Below are 18,670 nucleotides of genomic sequence, written 5' to 3' on the forward strand. Positions count from 1 at the left end.
GGGTTCTAAACCAGCCGGTTGCCCGATCACACTTTTTACGCTGTCACCACCTTGAAACTCTGGCAAAAAGAAGGCGTCAGTACCGCTGACCAAATCGAACGCTTCACCGTTGGACGCGATCGGGAGATGGACCTGTTCCTGGCTCCGTTCGACGTGTTGGGAAACCTGGCTCATGCGCAGATGCTTGAGACCATCCATCTGCTGACCCGCTCCGAGCTGGATGATATCAGCCGGGAGTTGAAACAGATATACGCGCAGATACAGGCCGGTACGTTCGTCATTGAAGAAGGCGTTGAAGACGTACACTCGCAGGTTGAGCTGCTGCTGACCCGGGCGCTGGGCGACGTAGGCAAGAAAATTCACTCGGGTCGGTCGCGGAATGACCAGGTGCTGGTCGACCTCAAATTATTTACCCGCGACCGGCTCTGGGCCGTTGCCGACAGCGTTCAGCGGGTGTTCGACAGGCTCGTCAGTCGGTCGGAGCAGCACAAAGATGATTTGCTGCCGGGCTATACGCACCTCCAGATTGCCATGCCGTCGTCGTTTGGCCTGTGGTTCGGTGCGTATGCTGAAGGGTTGGCCGACGATATGCTGACCCTGCAGACCGCCTACCGGCTGGCCAACCGAAACCCGCTGGGGTCCGGCGCTGGCTATGGCTCTTCGTTTCCGCTCAACCGCTCACTCACCACGGAACTGCTCGGGTTCGAAGGCATGCATGTCAACGTAGTTTACGCCCAGATGAGCCGGGGTAAAACCGAGCAGACGGCCCTAACGGCCCTGGCTGCGGTGGCCGCTACCCTCTCGCGCATGGCTATGGATATCTGCCTCTACAACAGCCAGAACTTCGGTTTCCTGACGTTGCCCGACGCGCTCACGACGGGGAGCAGCATTATGCCCCACAAGAAAAACCCCGATGTAGCCGAGCTTCTCCGGGCCAAGACCAACCGGCTGAAAGCGCTGCCGATGGAAGTGACGCTCGTGCTGAGCAACCTCCCCTCCGGCTACCACCGCGATATGCAGATTCTGAAAGAAGTGCTGATGCCCGCCTTCGACGAACTGCTCGACTGCCTGTCAATCACTGAATTCATGCTCGAGCACCTGCAGGTGAAGCCCAGCCTGCTCAACGATACGAAGTACGATCTGCTCTTCAGCGTGGAGCGGGTCAACGAACTCGTGCTTCAGGGTGTGCCGTTTCGGGAAGCGTACCGGATCGTGGGTCAGGAGATTGCCCAGCACACCTACGAGCCGCCCCGCCAGCTGCACCACACCCACGAAGGCAGCATCGGCAACCTCGGCACCGACCTGATCGTAGCCCATATGCAGGATGCCCGCGCCGGTTTCGGCGCCGAACGGGCCCAGCAGGCAACCGCCCGGCTTCTGGCCTAACAAACCAAACGACGCGACCGAAGCCCGGTCGCGTCGTTTGGTTTATAACGAATCGATCAGCTCACGGGCCAGCTTATCGGCTTAGCTCATAGGCTACCAGCTTGTTTTTCATAAACGTCGGCACGATCAGCAGCCTCCGGCCGGGAATGTAGTCGATATCGGCCGCGTTGATACCTTCTTTGCGCGTATCGAGCAGCTGTTGTTTGGCTCCTTTGGCGTCGACATGAAACACCTGACCGGTCCAGTCCGACACCAGGTAGTTTCCTTTGCCTTCGGGCACGATACCGTCGGTCCGGTCCATGCCCTCGGCCATAGTAGTCATGGTTTTGGTGTTGATGTCTACGGCTCGCAATGCTCCGGTTTTCGTGCAGCCAATCAGGAGTTTATCCTTTCCTACGGCCAGTACGCCATTGGGTTTGTTGAGCTGCTCGCCTTCCATCCAGACCTCCCACTTATCTTCTTTCAGCCGGTAGATCTTGTCGCTGCGGCTGTCTGACACGTAGATGGTCCCATCTTTGGCTACTGTCACATCGTTCAGGAACGCGGTTTTCTGGTCAACGGCATCGTAGGTTTTCTCGGCCTGTCCCGTCTCGGTATTGATGACGACGAGCCGGTACACATCCGTAACGTAGAGCCGGTTCCTGTATAGCCCCATACCTTTGGGCGCATTGAGACCCGATGTCCAGCGCAGGTTCTCGATCTTGCCATCGAGGGATACCTTCGAGATAAATCCGGTTCCATCGAGCGCGTCGGACTTACCATCGATGTTGGTTACATACAGGGTGTTCTGCCCATCATAGAGAACCGATTCAGGTACGCGCAGGGTGGTATCCGTTTCCCAGACTTTAACCACCTTCCGCGGTTTGGGGGCCGTAGCCGGAATCAGGGCGGTAGCGCCAATTCCCAGCAGGACAATCAATGAACAGCTGACGATGTTTTTCATACAGACGAGTTTATACCGGTTGATCTATTTTTTAATGTATCCGTTTGAATTGAACAATTCTGCTTCGAATCAGGGTTCAGCCGCCGGTATGGATAGAAACGCTGGTAGTATTTCAACATGACCGAAATACAGGCATCTTTTTGGCTAAACATTCTCTACATGAGCGCGTTTACAAACTCGCGTACAAAAGATACTGACACAACTAATCTCCTTGCAGCATGAACTCGTATCAACCAATGACCTTCCAGTCATCCGATCAGCCTATGGCTATGCCGGCCGTGCCCCTGAAAGAAAGCATCCGTGACATGATCCGGTTGCAGAAAGACTACCAGCTCTCGGACGAATTGTTCTGGGAAATTTTCAACACGCGGGTTCTGCTCAACGAATCCATCGATGTGAACGCGTTTATTCATGAACTGAATGCGCCAACTGTACGCGCATAACTTACCGCCTATCATGCATCCACGAAGCAGGCTCAGGCCTGAGTACCGCCAGTAACCCGGCTGATCTGCCCGCTACAGGGACACGGTCAGCCGGTTTTTTTTAATTCAGCTTTACCGCAAAGAGGGCTTTGGAGCGTACAAAAATATAGCTGACCACCACCAGCGTTACCACTCCGCCCAGCAGTACCGACGGCACCGTACCGAACAGCCGGGCCGCGACCCCCGATTCAAAAGCGCCGATCTCATTCGACGTACTGACAAAGATGCCATTCACGGCCGCTACCCGCCCCCGCAGGTGATCGGGCGGAAAAATCTGCATGATCGTTTGCCGGATAATGACGCTCACACTGTCGAACGCGCCCGTCAGCCCCAGCATCAGCAGCGAGAGGTAGAAATTAGTCGACAGCGCAAAAATAATCGTGGCGATCCCGAAACCGGCTACCGCCAGCAGCATGTTGCGCCAGGCGTTATGGATGGGCGGGTACCGGGTCATAAACGCCAGCGTCAGCACGGCCCCTATACTCGGGGCGGCCCGCAGAAAGCCCAGTCCTTCGGCACCGACCCGCAGAATATCTTCGGCAAATACCGGCAAAATGGCCACGACTCCACCAAACAGTACCGAAAAGAGGTCGAGCGAAATCGCATAGAGCACGATGGGCGTATCGAATACGAACCGGAAACCTTCTTTCAGGCTTTCGCGGAAACCGGCCTGGGGAGCCTCGTTCACCGGCACCGGTTTGCGACTCACCAGCGAGATCAGCCAGAAACAGAGTACCAGCAGGCCGATGACTACCAGCAGCGTATTATCGAACCCCAGCCCGCTGTAGAGAAAGCCCGCCACGCCCGGACCGACAATCGCACCCGTTTGCCAGAACGAACTGCTCCAGGTGGCCGAGTTGGCATATAATTCACGCGGTACCAGAAACGGCTTCAGCGACGAACTGGCCGGCGAATAAAACCCTTTGGCGGTGCCGATCAGCATCAGTACGCCATAAATCGTGGCCAGCCGCACCGTTTGCGACAGCTTAGCTACCACCGCCGGCTGGAACGTGAGATACAGGATGATAGACCCCAGAATAATTACCGCCAGACTCCATTGCAGAATCCGCTTCTTGTCGCGCCGGTCGGCCAGGTGCCCGCCAAAGAGCGACAGAATAATAAACGGGACGGCCTCAGCCAGCCCCACCAGGCCCAGCGCCAGCGGATCGTGGGTGATTTTATAGAGTTCGTACCCCAGAACCACCTCCTGAATCAGCAGCGTAGCCGTGATCAGGAAACTATTCATCACAAAATAGCGGAAGTCAGGAATACGTAGCGACGCGTAGGTATCAGTAGCCGGAGAAGGGGGTATCATTCGTCATGAACGTTTGAGAAATAACCGGATATTCGCCAAAAAATTCCGGCCCGGACCGTTAAATCTAGCTTACCTCATGCGTACCCGCCTAAAAATCTGCTGCATCAGCAGCATTGACGAAGCCCGACTGGCCATTCGACTGGGCGCCGATGCACTCGGTCTGGTAGGCCGTATGCCCAGCGGCCCCGGTGTGGTGGCCGATGAACTGGCCGCTGCCGTTGTTCGAGCCACGCCCCCGCCTGTGGCCACCTTCATGCTCACCAGCGAACGGACGGTAGCCGATATACTGGCCCATCAGCAGCGCGTAGGTGCCAACACCATCCAGCTCGTCGACGCCGTACCAGCCGGCACCTACGCCCAGCTTCGGGATGCGCTACCCGCAGTTAAACTAGTTCAGGTCATTCACGTGATCGATGAGCAAAACATAGCCGAAGCACTGGCCGCCGTTGAGGCCGGGGCCGATGCGCTGCTCCTGGACTCGGGTAACCCGAACCTGGCCGTTAAGGAACTGGGGGGCACCGGTCGGCAACACAACTGGCTGATCAGCCGGCAGATTGTGGCGCAGTCGTCGGTGCCGGTCTTTCTGGCGGGTGGCCTGCATGCCGGCAATGTCCGCCAGGCGATTGAGCAGGTGCAGCCGTTCGGACTCGACATTTGCAGCGGAGTGCGTACCAACGGTTATCTCGACGAACGAAAGCTGGACGCGTTTCTGGCCGCTCTCGGGTAATCACAGCCTGATCGTTGGGTATAAAAAAAGCCCGTATCGATCGATACGGGCTTTCTGTTAAAACGCCTGTTGCCCTTAGGCGATGGCGATTTCTTTCACCAGTTTTTCTTCTTTCACGTCTACTTTCGGCAGCGTTACGGTCAGGATGCCGTCGGTGTAGGAAGCAGCGATCTGGTCGGCATTAACGGATTTGGGCAGGCGGAAACCGCGCTCAAAAGCGTTCACGCCAAACTCGTGATGCGTAAAGGTCTCGGCGGTTTCGGTCGCTTCGGGCTTGTACGCAATGGTGAGGATGTTATTCTCTACGTTTATTTTCAGATCTTCTTTCTTCAGGCCGGGGGTAGCGAGCACCAGCGTAAAGCCGGTTTCCGTTTCTTTCACGTTAGCGGCCGGTACGTTTGGCCTGGTGTTGTAAAAACGCGTTACAGCCGGGCGAACGTAAAAAGGATTAAAGAACGAAGGAGTGCGGTTATATCGAACTAAGGTTGCCATTGCTTTATCTAGTTGCTGTTGATTGTTCATTGTCAAACACAACCTCCCTAACTCAAATCCTGTACCAGGGCATAAACACAGCCATTTTGTCTTAATAATCTAAGAAAAGACCGCACATCACGACAAAATGTCACCTTCAAGCAGATCACCTGATCAAAGACTGTCAGACAAAAACCGGACTACATGCATCCCGCGCGACTCTACCTACCTGCCTGTAAGGAACGACAATAGACTGTTAATCAGATGGATTTAGTATCATTTATACAATTATCCGATTTTTGAAAATTAATATATAGCAACTTGGCTTGCACATGGCAAAGGTCTATTTTTAGCACCCAAACTAACTATATCTCTCACCACCTGTCACTTTGTATTTACTTATGAAACGACATCTCCTGTCGGTAACGGCACTTTTGTGTGTCAGCCTCACCCAACCCGTCTTTTCTCAGCAAACCGCCGTTGATTTTTTTGAAAGTGGTGTCTCAAAAAGTAAGTCCGGCGATTACACAGGGGCATTACAGGCCTTCAGTATGGCCATCACCATGAACCCCGACAATGCGGTCAGTTATTACAACCGGGGTGTAGCCAAGGCTAGCTTGAAAGACCATCGGGGGGCCGTGCTTGATTACGATCGCGCCATTGAACTGAACGGCAAAGACGCACTGGCTTATCTGAGCCGGGGTATCAGCAAAAGCAAACAGGATGACCACCGGGGCGCCCTCCTCGACTACAGCCGCTCCATCGAACTGAACCCCGACGATCCGCAGACGTACTACAACCGAGGCCTGAGCCGGAGCCGCATCGACCAGTACAGCGGAGCCCTGGCCGACTTCAACAAAGCCATTGAACTGGATCCGGCCAACGTACAGACCTACTACGTGCGCGGCATTACCAAACAGAAGCTCAACGACTACGCGGGCAGCCTCCCCGATTTTGCCAAAGTGATTGAGTTAACCCCCAAACGCTCACAGGCCTACGCCGGCCGGGGCATATCGAAAACCGAACTGAACGATTATACCGGTGCCGTGGCCGATCTCAATAAGGCCATTGAGCTGAACCCCGACGATGGCGAATCGCACTTTTACCGTGGTTTCGCTAAAGGTAAGCTCGACGATTACAAAGGCGCTCTGGCCGATTATAACCGGGCCATCGCGCTAAAAGCCGATAATTACGCGGCTTATTACGGACGGGGGTTCTGCCGCAGCAAACTCGGTGATCAGAAAGGCGCCATCCAGGATTTTAACGAAGCCATCGAGATCAACAACAGCAATACCGAGGCTAAAGTCGTTTACAGCGGCCGGATCAACCGCGCCACCCTTGATAACCTGCGCAACGTGGTGCAGGAACGTAATAAAATCAACGAACTGGGCAGCGAACGCGCCGAAGCCTATTTCAGCCGGGCCGTCAGCAAGAGCAAACAGGGCGACCCCAAAGCCGCGCTGCTCGATCTCAACAAAGCCATAGAGCTTAATCCAACTTACGCCGAGGCTTATTTTACCCGCGGTATGATCCGATCGGCCCAGGGCGACCAGCGCGCAGCGATCATGGACTGCAACAGCGCCGTTAAGCTCAATCCGCGCTATGCCGAAGTCTATTACGTCCGGGGCATTATTAAACACAGCCTCGGCGACGAAAATGGCGGTTGCCTCGACCTCTCCAAAGCGGGCGAGCTGGGCTACAACCCATCGTATAAAGTCATCAGCGATTACTGCAACTAAGCGTCCATACGCTACCGGAACGCAACAGCCACACGCCGATCAGGGTCGGGTGTGGCTGTTTTATTGTAGATCTCCAGAGAGAAACGCAGCCTCTGTACTATAAACCTATAAACCGCACAGGCGGCATAAATGACGTAAAAAAGTCAGCGCCTTAGCCGTCCGATTATCGGCAGGACGGGCATGTGCCTGCCCAATCAAATCAGAATAACATATATCTTTTTCAGAAGAACCATCATGGAAGCGTAACGGAGAGAAGCGGTCATTTGCACCTGTTACACCAGTCCTTACCTGGTTAACACCTCAGTATGAAAATCAGAACTACATTAACCGCTCTTCTGGTACTGCTTGGCCTCTACAACTCAATTGCGCAGTCGGAATTAACCCTGGCCGGCACCTGGCAACTACGGCTGGACCCTACCGATGAGGGCATCCGTCGACACTGGTGGTCAGAACCTTTCCCCGATACGATCAGCCTGCCAGGCTCATTAACGGAACACGGAAAGGGCAATGAAGTGACACTACAAACGCCCTGGACCGGCGACGTGGTTGACAGCACCTATTTTTTTTCAAAATCGTACCAATCCTTCCGAGAAGGGGATTTAAAAATTCCGTTCTGGCTGAAACCAGTCAACTATTACGCCGGACCAGCCTGGTACCGAAGGCAGGTTGACATACCAGCCGGCTGGAAAAAGCAGCGGGTGGTGCTCAACCTGGAACGCTGCCACTGGAAAACTATGGTTTTTGTAAACGGGCAGTTTGCCGGCAGCCAGAACAGCCTCGTAGCGGCCCATCAGTTCGATCTTACCAATCTGCTTCAGGCCGGACGAAAAAATACCATCACCATACGCGTCGATAACAACACCCAGGTTTACATTGGCCAGAACTCGCACAGCATATCCGATCATACGCAAACCAACTGGAACGGCCTCGTCGGAAACCTGTCCCTACGGTCGGGCAACCTCACCGCGCTGGATGAGGTTCAGGTATATCCGAATATTTCTCAGAAAAACATCCGGGTAACGGTGGGCTTTAGCCAGCCCCGAAACCAGACGTTTTCCGGTAAGCTTCTGATGCAGGTTCGTTCGCTACAGAACAGCCGATCAACCCTCCCTCAGCAGGTAAAGGCAATTAAGCTTACGGCCGAGAACACAACGCTCGAAACGACTTATTCCATACCGTCTCCACAGCTCTGGGATGAATTTTCGCCGAACCGCTACGAGCTTTCACTGGTAGTGGTTGGTAACAGGGCAGATACTATCTCCCGGAAAAAGGTAACGTTTGGCATGCGCGAGATAGGCACAAAAGGAACCCGCATTACCGTAAACGGCCGACCGGTTTTTTTGCGGGGCGATGTAGACTGCGCTGCCTTCCCGCTTACAGGTTATCCGCCAACGGACTACAAACACTGGAAAAAAATCATGCGAACGCTGAAAGAGCATGGCTTGAACCATTTACGTTTTCACTCCTGGTGCCCACCGGAGGCCGCCTTCCAGGTAGCCGATGAACTGGGTTTGTACTTATACGTAGAAAGCCCGTCCTGGGCCAACCAGGGTAGCGCCGTTGGGGCAGGTGGTCTGGTCGACGACTTTATCTATCAGGAATCGGAGCGCATGCTGAAGGCATATGGGAATCACCCCTCGTTCTGTATGATGTCGTACGGCAATGAACCTGCAGGCGTTAATCAGGGCAATTTTCTGGGCAAATGGGTACTCCATTTCAAAGCCAGGGATGCCCGTCGCCTGTATACAAGCGGGGCCGGGTGGCCTATGCTACCCGAGAACCAGTTTCATATCCATTCAGATGCCCGAATTCAGCGGTGGGGAGAGGGGCTGGCCAGCATCATCAACCGCGACAAGCCAAGAACCGACTACGACTGGCGTACTATCATCAGGCCATCTAAAGTTCCTTATATCAGCCACGAAATCGGGCAATGGTGTGTGTATCCCAACTTCGATGAAATGGCCAAATACACCGGGGTGCTAAAACCAACCAACTTTGAGATTTTCCGGCAGACGCTTCAGGATCAGGGAATGGGCGATCAGGCCCGTGACTTTCTGATGGCCTCGGGCAGGCTCCAGACTCTCTGTTACAAAGCCGACATAGAAGCGGCCCTTCGAACTCCTGGTTTTGGCGGTTTCCAGCTGCTGGGCCTCCACGATTTTCCGGGCCAGGGAACGGCACTAGTGGGAGCATTAGATGTTTTTTATGAGCCTAAGCCCTACACCTCGAAAAGCGAATACAGCCAGTTCTGCAATGCTACGGTACTGCTGGCCCGGCTCGACAAACTCGTTTTTCAGACCAATGAATCCGTCAAAGCAGCTATTGAGATCGCTCATTTTGGTGCTCATGAACTAACCAACCAGACCGTCAGCTGGTCGGTTACCGATGACCAGTCGAAGGTGCTCGTTCAGGGTAAACTAAACAAAGAGCGGGTTCATATCGATAATGCCCAGCCGGTAGGCCTGATCAATGTCGATCTGTCTTCTATCAAAGAACCGACCCGCCTTACCCTGACGGTCCAGCTGGTCAACTCAGCCGTGAAAAACAGTTGGCACCTCTGGGTCTATCCGGCTGGTCTGAGGGCTGATGCTGCCGTAGGTAATGTACTGATAGCTCACTCTATGACGGATGAGGTGGTGCAACGGCTGGAGCAGGGCGCTACGGTTTTGCTGCTTCCTTACGGCCGTATTGCACCCGACAAAGGGGCACAGGTAAAAATCGGTTTTTCGACAGTTTTCTGGAATACTTCCTGGACCATGGGACAACCCCCTCATACCCTCGGTCTGGTTTGTAATCCGAAACACCCGGCTCTGGCCCATTTCCCAACCGAGTCATTTAGTGATTACCAGTGGCATGATGTTGTCAGCCACGCCCAGCCTATGATTCTGAATGAGTTTCCGAAGCGGTTCAGACCGGTTATCCAGCCGATCGACACCTGGTTTGAGAACCGACGACTGGCCCTGGCGTTTGAAGGAAAAGTAGGTAAGGGGAAATTGCTGGTTTGTAGCGTTGATCTGGAAACGGATCTGAGCAACAGGCCCCCTGCCCGTCAGCTGAAATACAGTTTGCTCCGGTATATGAACAGCGACCTGTTTAACCCTGAACAAGCACTGGATACACCCCTGATTCGCCAGTTGCTCACCAGTTCGGCTTCGGACCGGTGGTGAGTTATTACCCATCGTATAAAAAAACCGGGCGTTAGCACATATACGCCCGGTTTTTATTGCCATCGATCCGCGAAAGTCCGTATGTTCCTACTATCTTCTGGTGACGCGGTTCATTAATCCGCCGATTCAGCAACGCCATGATCAGCCGTGCTTCCAGCGTTCATGATCGTAAAACTTCCTATACGCTTACGGAGCCTTTCTGGGTTTAGCTCAACGGAACAGCCTGCTCGCTACAGCTATTGCTGACGAAAAGCTTTTGAAAGCACATTTCGCATACGGCCGTTCACATTGACTTTCAGGGGCCGGGCCGTGGGAGAAGTAACCCGGTAGCTGGTAACCCGACCGTTCTTCCAGGAAAAATCGACCGTGAAATTACTGCGGGCTTTGAGTCCTTTGACGGCCCCCTCTCCTTTCCAGCCATCGGGAATAGCCGGTAACAGATCAATGTATCCCTCGTGGCTCTGGATCAGCCTCTCAGCAATACTTGCTGTTCCGCCACTGAATACTAACGTAGCCGCTGGGCTTACAGTCAGTTTAAAATTTCCATCTGTATCCGTTGTCGTTCCTTTATTTGTCGCTCCATCAATAAGGATACTGACACCAAGCAGCGGGATTCCGGTAGAGTCTGAAACCGTACCTGATACACTTATTAACTCCTGAGCATACGAATGTGCTGAGCTTATCAAAACAGCAAGAATGAGGTATAAACCCATCATCCATATACGCCACGGGGAGAAACCGAAGCGTAGGAAACGTAGTATTTTTTCCATATCTATCCAGGCTTATAGTGTTAATAATGAATTGAATAAATAGAAATCGTACAAAATTAACTTGCCTCAATATCCTGTTTGGTTATATAATTGACTTTTTATAGTTCGATATTGACTTTGTTAAAAATATAAAGGCAGATTTTTTATTTTGTATTTTTAATGCAGCAACCTATTTTACAAGAAGCTCACCAATTTAATCCCTACAAAATATATAAGTGAAGTATACGGAAACTAAACGGCCTGAGAAACAATGGTATAACTACAACAAATAGAGTAAAATGATCTATTCATCTATTACAATTAATTTAACAGTATTGTACAACAGAAAAATTCTTCACAGAACAAATCCTGAAAACAAAAACGATAATAAACAAGAAATGCTATTCAACAGGCATTTTACTAGTGTATTCCTATAGTATTATTGTGTATTCAATTTTAAAATATCAAAAAAAATTCAGGCTAAAAAATTACTATCTATAGATCTCCGTACGCCATATTACATACTCATCAGACTACAAATCTCAGTTAATGATTATTTCTAATTCATCGATAAGCAACTAGTGACGACTGACCTATAGAAGTCAAATCATTAACAATCAATATTTTACAAACAAATCATATTTACACGAATCATAAATTATTATCAACAACAACAATAATTCCTACAAATACAATATGTTAAGTTCAGTATATACCATTCACGTTTCAATACTATCTCTATATAATATTTAGAGAAAAATAATTAAAAATAAATCCAAAAAATTTATTCATTCATTACAACCCTTTTTATTCGGACAGAGTCATCGATAAAGTAAAAACTTAAAAATCATTATGAAACGCGTAACTTCAATTGTACTACTCCTGTTCGTTCTTGGCGCTGCAGCCTGTAAGCGAGAATCCGAAAGTGTTACTCCAGAAAATACTACCACCCTCTCCGTTAAGAAAGGAGCCACATTCGACCTGACTTTACCAGTGCAATATTCTGCCGGTTCAACAGGGGTAATTTGGAATTTAGTAAACGCTGGTGATGCCACAATTCTTAAGATGAACAGCATGAACACGGTTGTGAATCCCGAAAATTCAGCTGTGTGGGGAAACCAGGTGTGGAATTATACTGCGCTCGCCAAGGGAACTACTACGCTGGAGTTTCATTTCGCTAGACCTACTGTTTTAAACGAGGTCATGGAGAAAAAAGCCTATAAAATTACGGTGACTGACTAACCAGTAGAGAGAATAGCCGAAACCGGCTCTGTCTTGTTGTATCTGGCTGTCATCAGGCCAGATACAACAAGACAGGATACACAACAAAGACTAATGGCAGCGTCTCAGGTTTCTTTACCTGAGCTATCGACCTATCTAATGAAGCACCAGGCGCCCGTCTGGTGCTTTTTTTGTCCGCCCAATGTATCATCAGTATCCGAGGCCATCGATCGCTATACGACTTTCCTGGTCAATATAAACGAAACGAGCGGCTGCCCGAAACCGACAGCCGCTCGCCTGGAAAATCCGTTCCTGCCATTGTTATTCGAAGCGCAGGTGCTTCACCGAATCGCCGGACATTTCGAGTTCGAGCAGGGAGTCGATGCCGATATCGAGGTGTTTGGTAACGAACTGTCCCGTAACCCGTTTATCACTTTCTTCGGTTTTTACCCCCTCGGGCACGAGCGGATTATCAGACACCAGTAACAGGGCGCCATGTGGAATGGAATTCGCAAAGCCAACGGTGAAGATCGTAGCCGTTTCCATATCGATCGCCATCGCCCGGGTCTCGCGCAGGTATTCTTTGAACACTTCGTCATGCTCCCAGATGCGCCGGTTCGTGGTATAGACCGTACCCGTCCAGTAGTCGAGTTCGTGCTTCTTGATCATCGACGACACCGCCCGCTGCAACCGGAACGAAGGCAGGGCCGGAATTTCCGGACGCATGTAATCATTGCTGGTTCCTTCGCCCCGGATGGCCGCGATGGGCAGCACCAGATCGCCAATCTGGGTCTTTTTCAGCCCTCCGCACTTGCCCAGGAACAGAACCGCTTTCGGCCGGATGGCCGATAACAGGTCCATGACGGTAGCGGCCATAGCGCTACCCATACCGAAGTTGATAATGGTGATGTTATTAGCTGTAGCGGTTTGCATGGCCCGGCCCAGCCCAAAAATTTCGGCGTTGAATTTTTCCGCAAACAGCTCTACATAATTAATAAAGTTGGTCAGCAGGACATATTCGCCAAATTGCTCGATGGGGGTTCCGGTATACCGGGGCAGCCAGTTATTGACAATCTCTTCTTTCGTTTTCATAGGTACAAAGTGGGATTAAAGAAAGCAGAGAAATACAGCGGGGGGTGGTCCAGATTCGGGCTTATTATTCCCGGTTGTCGATGCTTTCTCTGTATTTTTGGGGTATGCTTGCGTTGAACCTGCCCCCTTTTGATCACAAAACTAAGCAAGTCGAAGGGAAACCGTATATTTTCGACTTACTCCGCCGGAAGTATGTCCGGCTCTCGCCCGAGGAGTGGGTTCGGCAACATATTGTCAACCTGCTGCTGACGCATTACGCCTACCCGAAGGCCCTTATCCGAACCGAAGGCGGGCTTACGCTCAACCAGACGCAGAAACGGACCGATGTAGTGGCCTTTGACCGGCAGGGGCAACCGTTTCTGGTCGTTGAATGCAAAGCCCCCCACGTGCCGCTGACCCAGGCCGTTTTTGATCAGATTACCCGCTATAACCACATTCACCGGGCGCCGTATATCGTTGTTTCCAACGGGCTGACCCACTACTGCTGCTGCATTGACCACGACACGGCCGAAATCCGTTTCCTAGACGATTTTCCGGCGTTCGGAGCCTAGCAAAACGCCCCGGTACCGTACGGGGCCAGGGCGTTCGTAGCATCGGATAAAGGTGGCCTAAGTTACTGATTCACAACGGCCGTGAGTGCCCCACTACCCGCCCGCAACCGCGCCACCCGGATTCCCGATAGTCGCTTATGATACAGCACATAGTCGCTTAGCGGCTGGGCGGTAATCATGACCTGGCCCTGCTCCGACGATGCGTGCAGGAGGTGAATACGACCGTTTGGCTGACGAACGGCCAGCCCAACGTGTTTCATATCGAGACCCGGACGGGCCGCGGTCAGCATCACAATGTCACCCTCGCGCAGCTGGCTCTCAGCCTGCCGGATGTTCTTCCTGGGGATGAACGCAAACGTCTGCTGGTTCAGCTCGGCTTCGGTCAGCGCCATCTGCCGGTATACTGCCGGATCACGCAGGGCCGGGTATCGGTACGTGGCGGTTGTCATGTACGACACCGGTTTGGCCACCGACATAGCTCCCGGCAGTTCGCGGGTAACGTCGGTCAACAACCCCTTTCGTTCGTTATCGCGGAGCCAGTCCGAAAAATAATGAAGTCGGCTGGCGTACCCGTCTATGCGGCCATTGCGGTAGCGCAGCTGGGTCAGATACTGCTGAAAGCTACGTTCGAGCTGCGCGGGCGTCGCTTTTGCCGACAGCTCGAACCGCGCCAGTGAAAGCGCCAGCACCGTTTCGAGGTAGGTCGTACAGTCGAAGGCATCTACATTGACCACCAGCTGCTCGGTCGCGTTCAGGTCGAGCGTATTGGCTACGTACGGCTTACCGATCAATTGCTTGCCGACCTGCACGGCCGTTTCGGCGGGTGTTTTTCCGCCGGCACTGGCCCACTGACTCAGCTTCACCGCTATCGGTTCCTGAGCCAGCGAAGCCGTTGCTATGGTTAAAAGTACGCCCAGGGTAAACCTTTTTTTCATAGATTGAGATAACAGTTGCCTACGTCGTATGGACGACGCAAGCCGGATAAAGTACCGATTTTGTCAGGCTTTAATTTCCAGCACCCGAACACTGCGGGGCGGAACAGACAGCGCAACCCCCTCGCGGCCCACAGCCTCTACCTGCGTATCGCTCAGAAAAATATCGGTGAACCGGTAAGTCCGCATGGGGTCCAGCCCCAGAGTAGCGAACGCATGGCCTGGCAGCTGAACGGTGGTTTCGTAGGTTGTATGCGCCGAGAAGTTACAGACGATCAGCAGTTTCTGGCGATCGGTATAGCGCAGGTAACTGTACAGCTGATGAGCGTCGTAGCCTATGCTCTGGCCGTTGTCGTTAGCCCACTGAAGATCGTAGAAATAACCGTTCTGGATGGCGTCGGAGCCGTTGACGAGGTGGTTAAGCTGCTGGTAAAACGCCCGCAGCTGCCGCTGTTCGTCGGAGAGCCCCCCACCGTCGTAACGGCCCTGCTCGCCGGGCTGCGCGTTGAGCCAGCCCTGCCACTCGGGAATGCCCCAATAATCGAAGATGGTCGTACGGCCGTCGTCGCCACTGAATCCTTCGCTGCCCTCGGCCCGAACGCCTACCTCCTGCCCGAAATACAGCAGAAACGGCCCAGTATGCATGGTAGCGGCCAGGGTCATGGCCGGCACAGCCGCCCAGGGCGTATTGGCAAAAAACCGCGAGGCAATGCGTTGCTCGTCGTGGGTTTCCAGAAACCGGAGCATGTGCTGGGCATAATCGCCCGACTGCTGCTGCCACACCCGCGTGAGGTCGTAGCAGGAGCCGTGACCTTCCATCAACGCCCGCAGCGCATCGTACAGCCCCACCTTATCGTAGAGATAGTCGAACCCACCGTCGAAAATAAAGGGCCGGTACAGGTGCGGCTCGTAAATCTCGGCAATGAAAATAAGCCGAGGATACCGCTGCTTCACCCGTCCGATGGCCCACCGCCAGAACTCGACCGGCACCAGCTGAGCCATGTCGCAACGGAACCCGTCGACGCCTTTGTCGGACCAGAACAACAGGATGTCGAGCATCTGCTGCCAGGTGGCCGGTATCGGGTCGAAATGACGGCTGCCGTCGAAGACATTGATCCCGTAGTTGAGCTTTACAGTCTCGTACCAGTCGTTGCTATCGGGCGTGGCCGTAATGGAGCCCGACCCGGTAACCTTGGCCGGGTATTCGTGCAGCCGGGCGGGGCCATTGGTGTTCCCGGCCGGGGCTACAAAAGTCTGACCGGGCAGGTAATAGAAATTATTATCGGGCGCAAAGCTAACCGTCGTATCGTCCTGCTCGCCCAGATCGACTACCCCCGCCGGTTTGGCGTCGGACTGATACTGCCGGGCCACGTGGTTCGGTACAAAGTCGATGATGACCCGCAGTCCGTGGGCATGGGTCCGCTCGATCAGGGCGTCGAATTCGGCCATCCGATTCGGCACCTCAACGGCCAGATCAGGGTCGACATCGTAATAATCGCTGACCGAGTAGGGAGAACCCGCTCGGCCTTTGACCACGGCCGGATCGTGGGGTTGAATGCCATATGCTGCGTAATCGGTCTGGGTGGCGTGCTCCAGCACCCCCGTATACCAGACGTGCGAGGCCCCAAACTGCCGGATACTCCGTAACGCTGCGTCGTTGATGTCGGCGAATGTTCCGGACCCGTTCTCCGACTTTTCGCCATGGGGGCGGTTGGTGGTATTCGTGTTACCGAACAGCCGGGTAAAAATCTGGTAGATAATAAGTTTGTCCATTACGGGGACAACGGACGTCGTATTCATGAACGAGGTTACGGCTGTTTACAGTTTATAATGCAAAGCTATGGCCTTTTTCGCCGAAAAACTTGGGTTATTTTTGCCAACGAATAGCCCCTCGGTACGCAGGCAGGCCGCTGACAGGGGTAACCAAACCGGCGCCCGTCGGCCAGATCGCCTGCTACGCCTGGTTCGGCTTCATTTTCATCCAGCATAACCACTACATGAGACGATCATTGTTTACACTCATCTGCGCCCTGGCCACTACGCTGGCGGCTTTTGCCCAGACCGCTCAGATCCAGCGGCTGAACCCAACCAACTGGTGGGTGGGCATGAAAAACCCGAAGCTGCAACTACTGGTCTACGGCCCCAACGCCGGTACCCTGACCTATACGGTCAACTACCCGGGGGTTAAACTGGTCAAAGCCCATACTGTCGAGAACCCCAACTACGCGTTTCTCGACCTGACCATTGCCCCAACGGCCCGCCCCGGCACGCTGAAACTGATTGGCAAGCGCGGCACGCAGACGTTGACCCAGCCCTTTGAGCTGAAAGCCCGCAACCGCGAACCGAAAGCCCAGGGCGTAACGGCCGCCGACTTCATCTACCTGGCCATGCCCGACCGTTTTGCCAACGGCGACCCCGGCAACGACAAATTTACCGACCTGGCCGACCCTAACGCCGACCGGGCCAATCCGGTTTACCGCCACGGGGGCGACCTCGCCGGAGCCGCCCAGCACCTCGACTACCTGAAAGACCTCGGCGTGACGGCCATCTGGTTTACCCCCGTACTGGAAAACAACCAGCCGCTTACGAACGAAGGGGGCCTGATGCGGTCGGCCTACCATGGGTATGGCTTCACGGACCATTACACCATTGACCGGCGCATGGGCGGCAACGAAGGGTATAAGGAATTTGTCCGGAAGGCCCATGCCGCCGGCATCAAGGTCGTTCAGGACGCCGTGTATAACCACGTGGGTATCAACCACTGGTTTCTGAAAGACATGCCGATGAAAGACTGGCTCCACCAATGGCCTACCTACACCAATACGTCGTACAAATACCAGCCCATTACCGACCCGCACGGCGCCGAAAGCGATCGGCGCGTTTCGCTCGATGGCTGGTTCGTACCGCACCTGCCCGACCTCAACCAGAACAATCCGTTTCTGGCCAACTTCCTGATTCAGCACGCCATCTGGTCGGTCGAAGAGTTTGGGGTCGATGCCTGGCGGGTCGACACGTACATGTATAACGACCAGCCATTTATGAACCGCTGTAACGCGGCCCTGCTGGAACAATACCCCAACATCCACATCTTTGGCGAATCGTGGGTCAACAACGTAGTCGATCAGGCCTATTACACCCGCAACAAAATCGATTTTCCGTTCAAATCGAACCAGCCGGGCGGCCTCGATTTTGTGGTGTATTCGGCTATTCTCGACGCGCTGAAGCAGAATTTCAGCTGGGACGATGGCGTCAACCGGTTTTACCAGGCGCTGGCGCAGGATGCCGTTTATGCAGACCCCAGCAAGCTCGTCACCTTCCTCGACAATCACGATACCGACCGCTACCTGTCGGTCATCGGCGAAGACATCAACAAGTACAAGATGGGGCTGACCTGGCTGCTGACCACACGCGGCATACCCAGTATGTACTACGGCACGGAAATTCTGATGAAGAATTTCAAGAACCCGTCCGATGCAGAGGTCCGGCGCGATTTTCCGGGCGGTTTTCCGGGCGATAAGGAGAACAAGTTCACGGCCGCCGGGCGCGACAAACGCGAGAACGATGCGTTCGATTTTGTGCGGAAGCTGGCCACGTACCGCAAAGCTACCCCGGCCCTGCATACCGGTAAGCTCATGCAGTATCTGCCGCAGGACGGTACGTATGTGTATTTCCGGTACGATGCCAACAAAACCGTGATGGTAGCCAGCAACACCAACGACAAAGAGATTTCGCTCGACACCGCCCGGTTTGCCGAACGCATGGCCGGATTCCGGTCGGCCCGTAACGTGCTGACCGACGAAACCCTGTCGGACCTGAAACTGATCAAACTACCGGCCAAAACAGCCGTTGTGCTGGAACTGAAGAAGTAGTTATGCTCCTGATTGTTTGTCATGGT

General features: G+C 53.4%; 15 protein-coding genes. 8 read left to right on the forward strand and 7 right to left on the reverse strand.

Annotated features, from left to right (window positions below; genetic code table 11):
- Positions 1–51 precede the first annotated feature (51 nt).
- The gene (gene argH, locus B1C80_RS24180; RefSeq protein ID WP_077923841.1) at positions 52–1,386 is read left to right on the forward strand and encodes an argininosuccinate lyase; all 1,335 of its coding nucleotides are present in this window, start codon (positions 52–54) and stop codon (positions 1,384–1,386) included.
- A 73-nt stretch (positions 1,387–1,459) separates the two neighbouring features.
- Here argH and B1C80_RS24185 read toward each other — a convergent pair whose 3' ends face one another.
- A complete protein-coding gene (locus B1C80_RS24185; protein WP_077923798.1) occupies positions 1,460–2,329 on the reverse strand; it encodes an SMP-30/gluconolactonase/LRE family protein in 870 nt (289 codons plus the stop codon).
- 218 nt (positions 2,330–2,547) lie between these two features.
- Between B1C80_RS24185 and B1C80_RS24190 the strand changes: the two genes are divergently transcribed.
- Positions 2,548–2,772, forward strand: coding sequence for a hypothetical protein (locus B1C80_RS24190; protein ID WP_236648906.1), 225 nt, complete (start codon positions 2,548–2,550; stop codon positions 2,770–2,772).
- 100 nt (positions 2,773–2,872) lie between these two features.
- Here the strand turns inward: B1C80_RS24190 and B1C80_RS24195 are convergent, their stop codons facing one another.
- On the reverse strand, positions 2,873–4,126 hold the full coding sequence (locus B1C80_RS24195) for an MFS transporter (RefSeq protein ID WP_077923800.1): 1,254 nt from the start codon (positions 4,124–4,126) through the stop codon (positions 2,873–2,875).
- Positions 4,127–4,202: 76 nt separating this feature from the next.
- Here B1C80_RS24195 and B1C80_RS24200 point away from each other — a divergent pair, with 76 nt between their 5' ends.
- Positions 4,203–4,853, forward strand: a complete 651-nt coding sequence (locus B1C80_RS24200; protein WP_077923801.1) for a phosphoribosylanthranilate isomerase — start codon at positions 4,203–4,205, stop codon at positions 4,851–4,853.
- Between the two features lie 75 nt (positions 4,854–4,928).
- Here the strand turns inward: B1C80_RS24200 and B1C80_RS24205 are convergent, their stop codons facing one another.
- Entirely contained in the window at positions 4,929–5,345 is a 417-nt protein-coding gene (locus B1C80_RS24205) for an Hsp20/alpha crystallin family protein (RefSeq protein WP_077923802.1), read from the reverse strand.
- 380 nt (positions 5,346–5,725) lie between these two features.
- Here B1C80_RS24205 and B1C80_RS24210 point away from each other — a divergent pair, with 380 nt between their 5' ends.
- Both B1C80_RS24210 and B1C80_RS24215 read left to right on the forward strand, forming a co-directional pair.
- Positions 5,726–7,063, forward strand: a complete 1,338-nt coding sequence (locus tag B1C80_RS24210; protein ID WP_077923803.1) for a tetratricopeptide repeat protein — start codon at positions 5,726–5,728, stop codon at positions 7,061–7,063.
- 305 nt (positions 7,064–7,368) lie between these two features.
- Complete coding sequence (locus B1C80_RS24215; protein ID WP_077923804.1) at positions 7,369–10,230, forward strand: glycoside hydrolase family 2; 2,862 nt, start codon at positions 7,369–7,371, stop codon at positions 10,228–10,230.
- 236 nt (positions 10,231–10,466) lie between these two features.
- On the opposite strand, the gene B1C80_RS28805 is transcribed toward B1C80_RS24215, so the two are convergent.
- Positions 10,467–11,000 (reverse strand): glycoside hydrolase family 95-like protein, encoded by a 534-nt coding sequence (locus B1C80_RS28805; protein ID WP_077923805.1) that lies wholly within the window; start codon positions 10,998–11,000, stop codon positions 10,467–10,469.
- Positions 11,001–11,831: 831 nt separating this feature from the next.
- Here B1C80_RS28805 and B1C80_RS24225 point away from each other — a divergent pair.
- Positions 11,832–12,221 carry a protease inhibitor I42 family protein gene (locus B1C80_RS24225; protein WP_077923806.1) on the forward strand — a complete coding sequence of 130 codons (390 nt, stop codon included), beginning with the start codon at positions 11,832–11,834 and terminating at the stop codon, positions 12,219–12,221.
- Positions 12,222–12,521: 300 nt separating this feature from the next.
- Here the strand turns inward: B1C80_RS24225 and B1C80_RS24230 are convergent, their stop codons facing one another.
- The gene (locus B1C80_RS24230) at positions 12,522–13,292 is read right to left on the reverse strand and encodes an AMP nucleosidase (RefSeq protein ID WP_077923807.1); all 771 of its coding nucleotides are present in this window, start codon (positions 13,290–13,292) and stop codon (positions 12,522–12,524) included.
- 104 nt (positions 13,293–13,396) lie between these two features.
- Here B1C80_RS24230 and B1C80_RS24235 point away from each other — a divergent pair, with 104 nt between their 5' ends.
- On the forward strand, positions 13,397–13,843 hold the full coding sequence (locus B1C80_RS24235) for a type I restriction enzyme HsdR N-terminal domain-containing protein (RefSeq protein WP_077923808.1): 447 nt from the start codon (positions 13,397–13,399) through the stop codon (positions 13,841–13,843).
- Positions 13,844–13,905: 62 nt separating this feature from the next.
- Here B1C80_RS24235 and B1C80_RS24240 read toward each other — a convergent pair whose 3' ends face one another.
- Both B1C80_RS24240 and B1C80_RS24245 read right to left on the reverse strand, forming a co-directional pair.
- Positions 13,906–14,778, reverse strand: a complete 873-nt coding sequence (locus tag B1C80_RS24240; protein ID WP_077923809.1) for an N-acetylmuramoyl-L-alanine amidase-like domain-containing protein — start codon at positions 14,776–14,778, stop codon at positions 13,906–13,908.
- Positions 14,779–14,841: 63 nt separating this feature from the next.
- Complete coding sequence (locus B1C80_RS24245) at positions 14,842–16,575, reverse strand: alpha-amylase family glycosyl hydrolase (protein WP_201723583.1); 1,734 nt, start codon at positions 16,573–16,575, stop codon at positions 14,842–14,844.
- 197 nt (positions 16,576–16,772) lie between these two features.
- Between B1C80_RS24245 and B1C80_RS24250 the strand changes: the two genes are divergently transcribed.
- Entirely contained in the window at positions 16,773–18,644 is a 1,872-nt protein-coding gene (locus tag B1C80_RS24250) for a glycoside hydrolase family 13 protein (protein ID WP_077923810.1), read from the forward strand.
- Positions 18,645–18,670 lie beyond the last annotated feature (26 nt).

This window comes from Spirosoma sp. 209 (assembly GCF_002006735.1).
GTDB classification, from domain to species: Bacteria; Bacteroidota; Bacteroidia; order Cytophagales; family Spirosomataceae; genus Spirosoma; species Spirosoma sordidisoli.

Excerpts from the sequence above, each read along its gene's own strand:
- B1C80_RS24185 (WP_077923798.1), bottom strand. The coding sequence starts at position 2,329 with ATGAAAAACATCGTCAGCTGTTCATTGATTGTCCTGCTGGGAATTGGC.
- B1C80_RS24190 (WP_236648906.1), top strand. The coding sequence starts at position 2,548 with ATGAACTCGTATCAACCAATGACCTTCCAGTCATCCGATCAGCCTATG.
- B1C80_RS24195 (WP_077923800.1), bottom strand. The coding sequence starts at position 4,126 with ATGATACCCCCTTCTCCGGCTACTGATACCTACGCGTCGCTACGTATT.
- B1C80_RS24200 (WP_077923801.1), top strand. The coding sequence starts at position 4,203 with ATGCGTACCCGCCTAAAAATCTGCTGCATCAGCAGCATTGACGAAGCC.
- B1C80_RS24205 (WP_077923802.1), bottom strand. The coding sequence starts at position 5,345 with ATGGCAACCTTAGTTCGATATAACCGCACTCCTTCGTTCTTTAATCCT.
- B1C80_RS24210 (WP_077923803.1), top strand. The coding sequence starts at position 5,726 with ATGAAACGACATCTCCTGTCGGTAACGGCACTTTTGTGTGTCAGCCTC.
- B1C80_RS24215 (WP_077923804.1), top strand. The coding sequence starts at position 7,369 with ATGAAAATCAGAACTACATTAACCGCTCTTCTGGTACTGCTTGGCCTC.
- B1C80_RS28805 (WP_077923805.1), bottom strand. The coding sequence starts at position 11,000 with ATGGAAAAAATACTACGTTTCCTACGCTTCGGTTTCTCCCCGTGGCGT.
- B1C80_RS24225 (WP_077923806.1), top strand. The coding sequence starts at position 11,832 with ATGAAACGCGTAACTTCAATTGTACTACTCCTGTTCGTTCTTGGCGCT.
- B1C80_RS24230 (WP_077923807.1), bottom strand. The coding sequence starts at position 13,292 with ATGAAAACGAAAGAAGAGATTGTCAATAACTGGCTGCCCCGGTATACC.
- B1C80_RS24235 (WP_077923808.1), top strand. The coding sequence starts at position 13,397 with ATGCTTGCGTTGAACCTGCCCCCTTTTGATCACAAAACTAAGCAAGTC.
- B1C80_RS24240 (WP_077923809.1), bottom strand. The coding sequence starts at position 14,778 with ATGAAAAAAAGGTTTACCCTGGGCGTACTTTTAACCATAGCAACGGCT.
- B1C80_RS24245 (WP_201723583.1), bottom strand. The coding sequence starts at position 16,575 with ATGAATACGACGTCCGTTGTCCCCGTAATGGACAAACTTATTATCTAC.
- B1C80_RS24250 (WP_077923810.1), top strand. The coding sequence starts at position 16,773 with ATGAGACGATCATTGTTTACACTCATCTGCGCCCTGGCCACTACGCTG.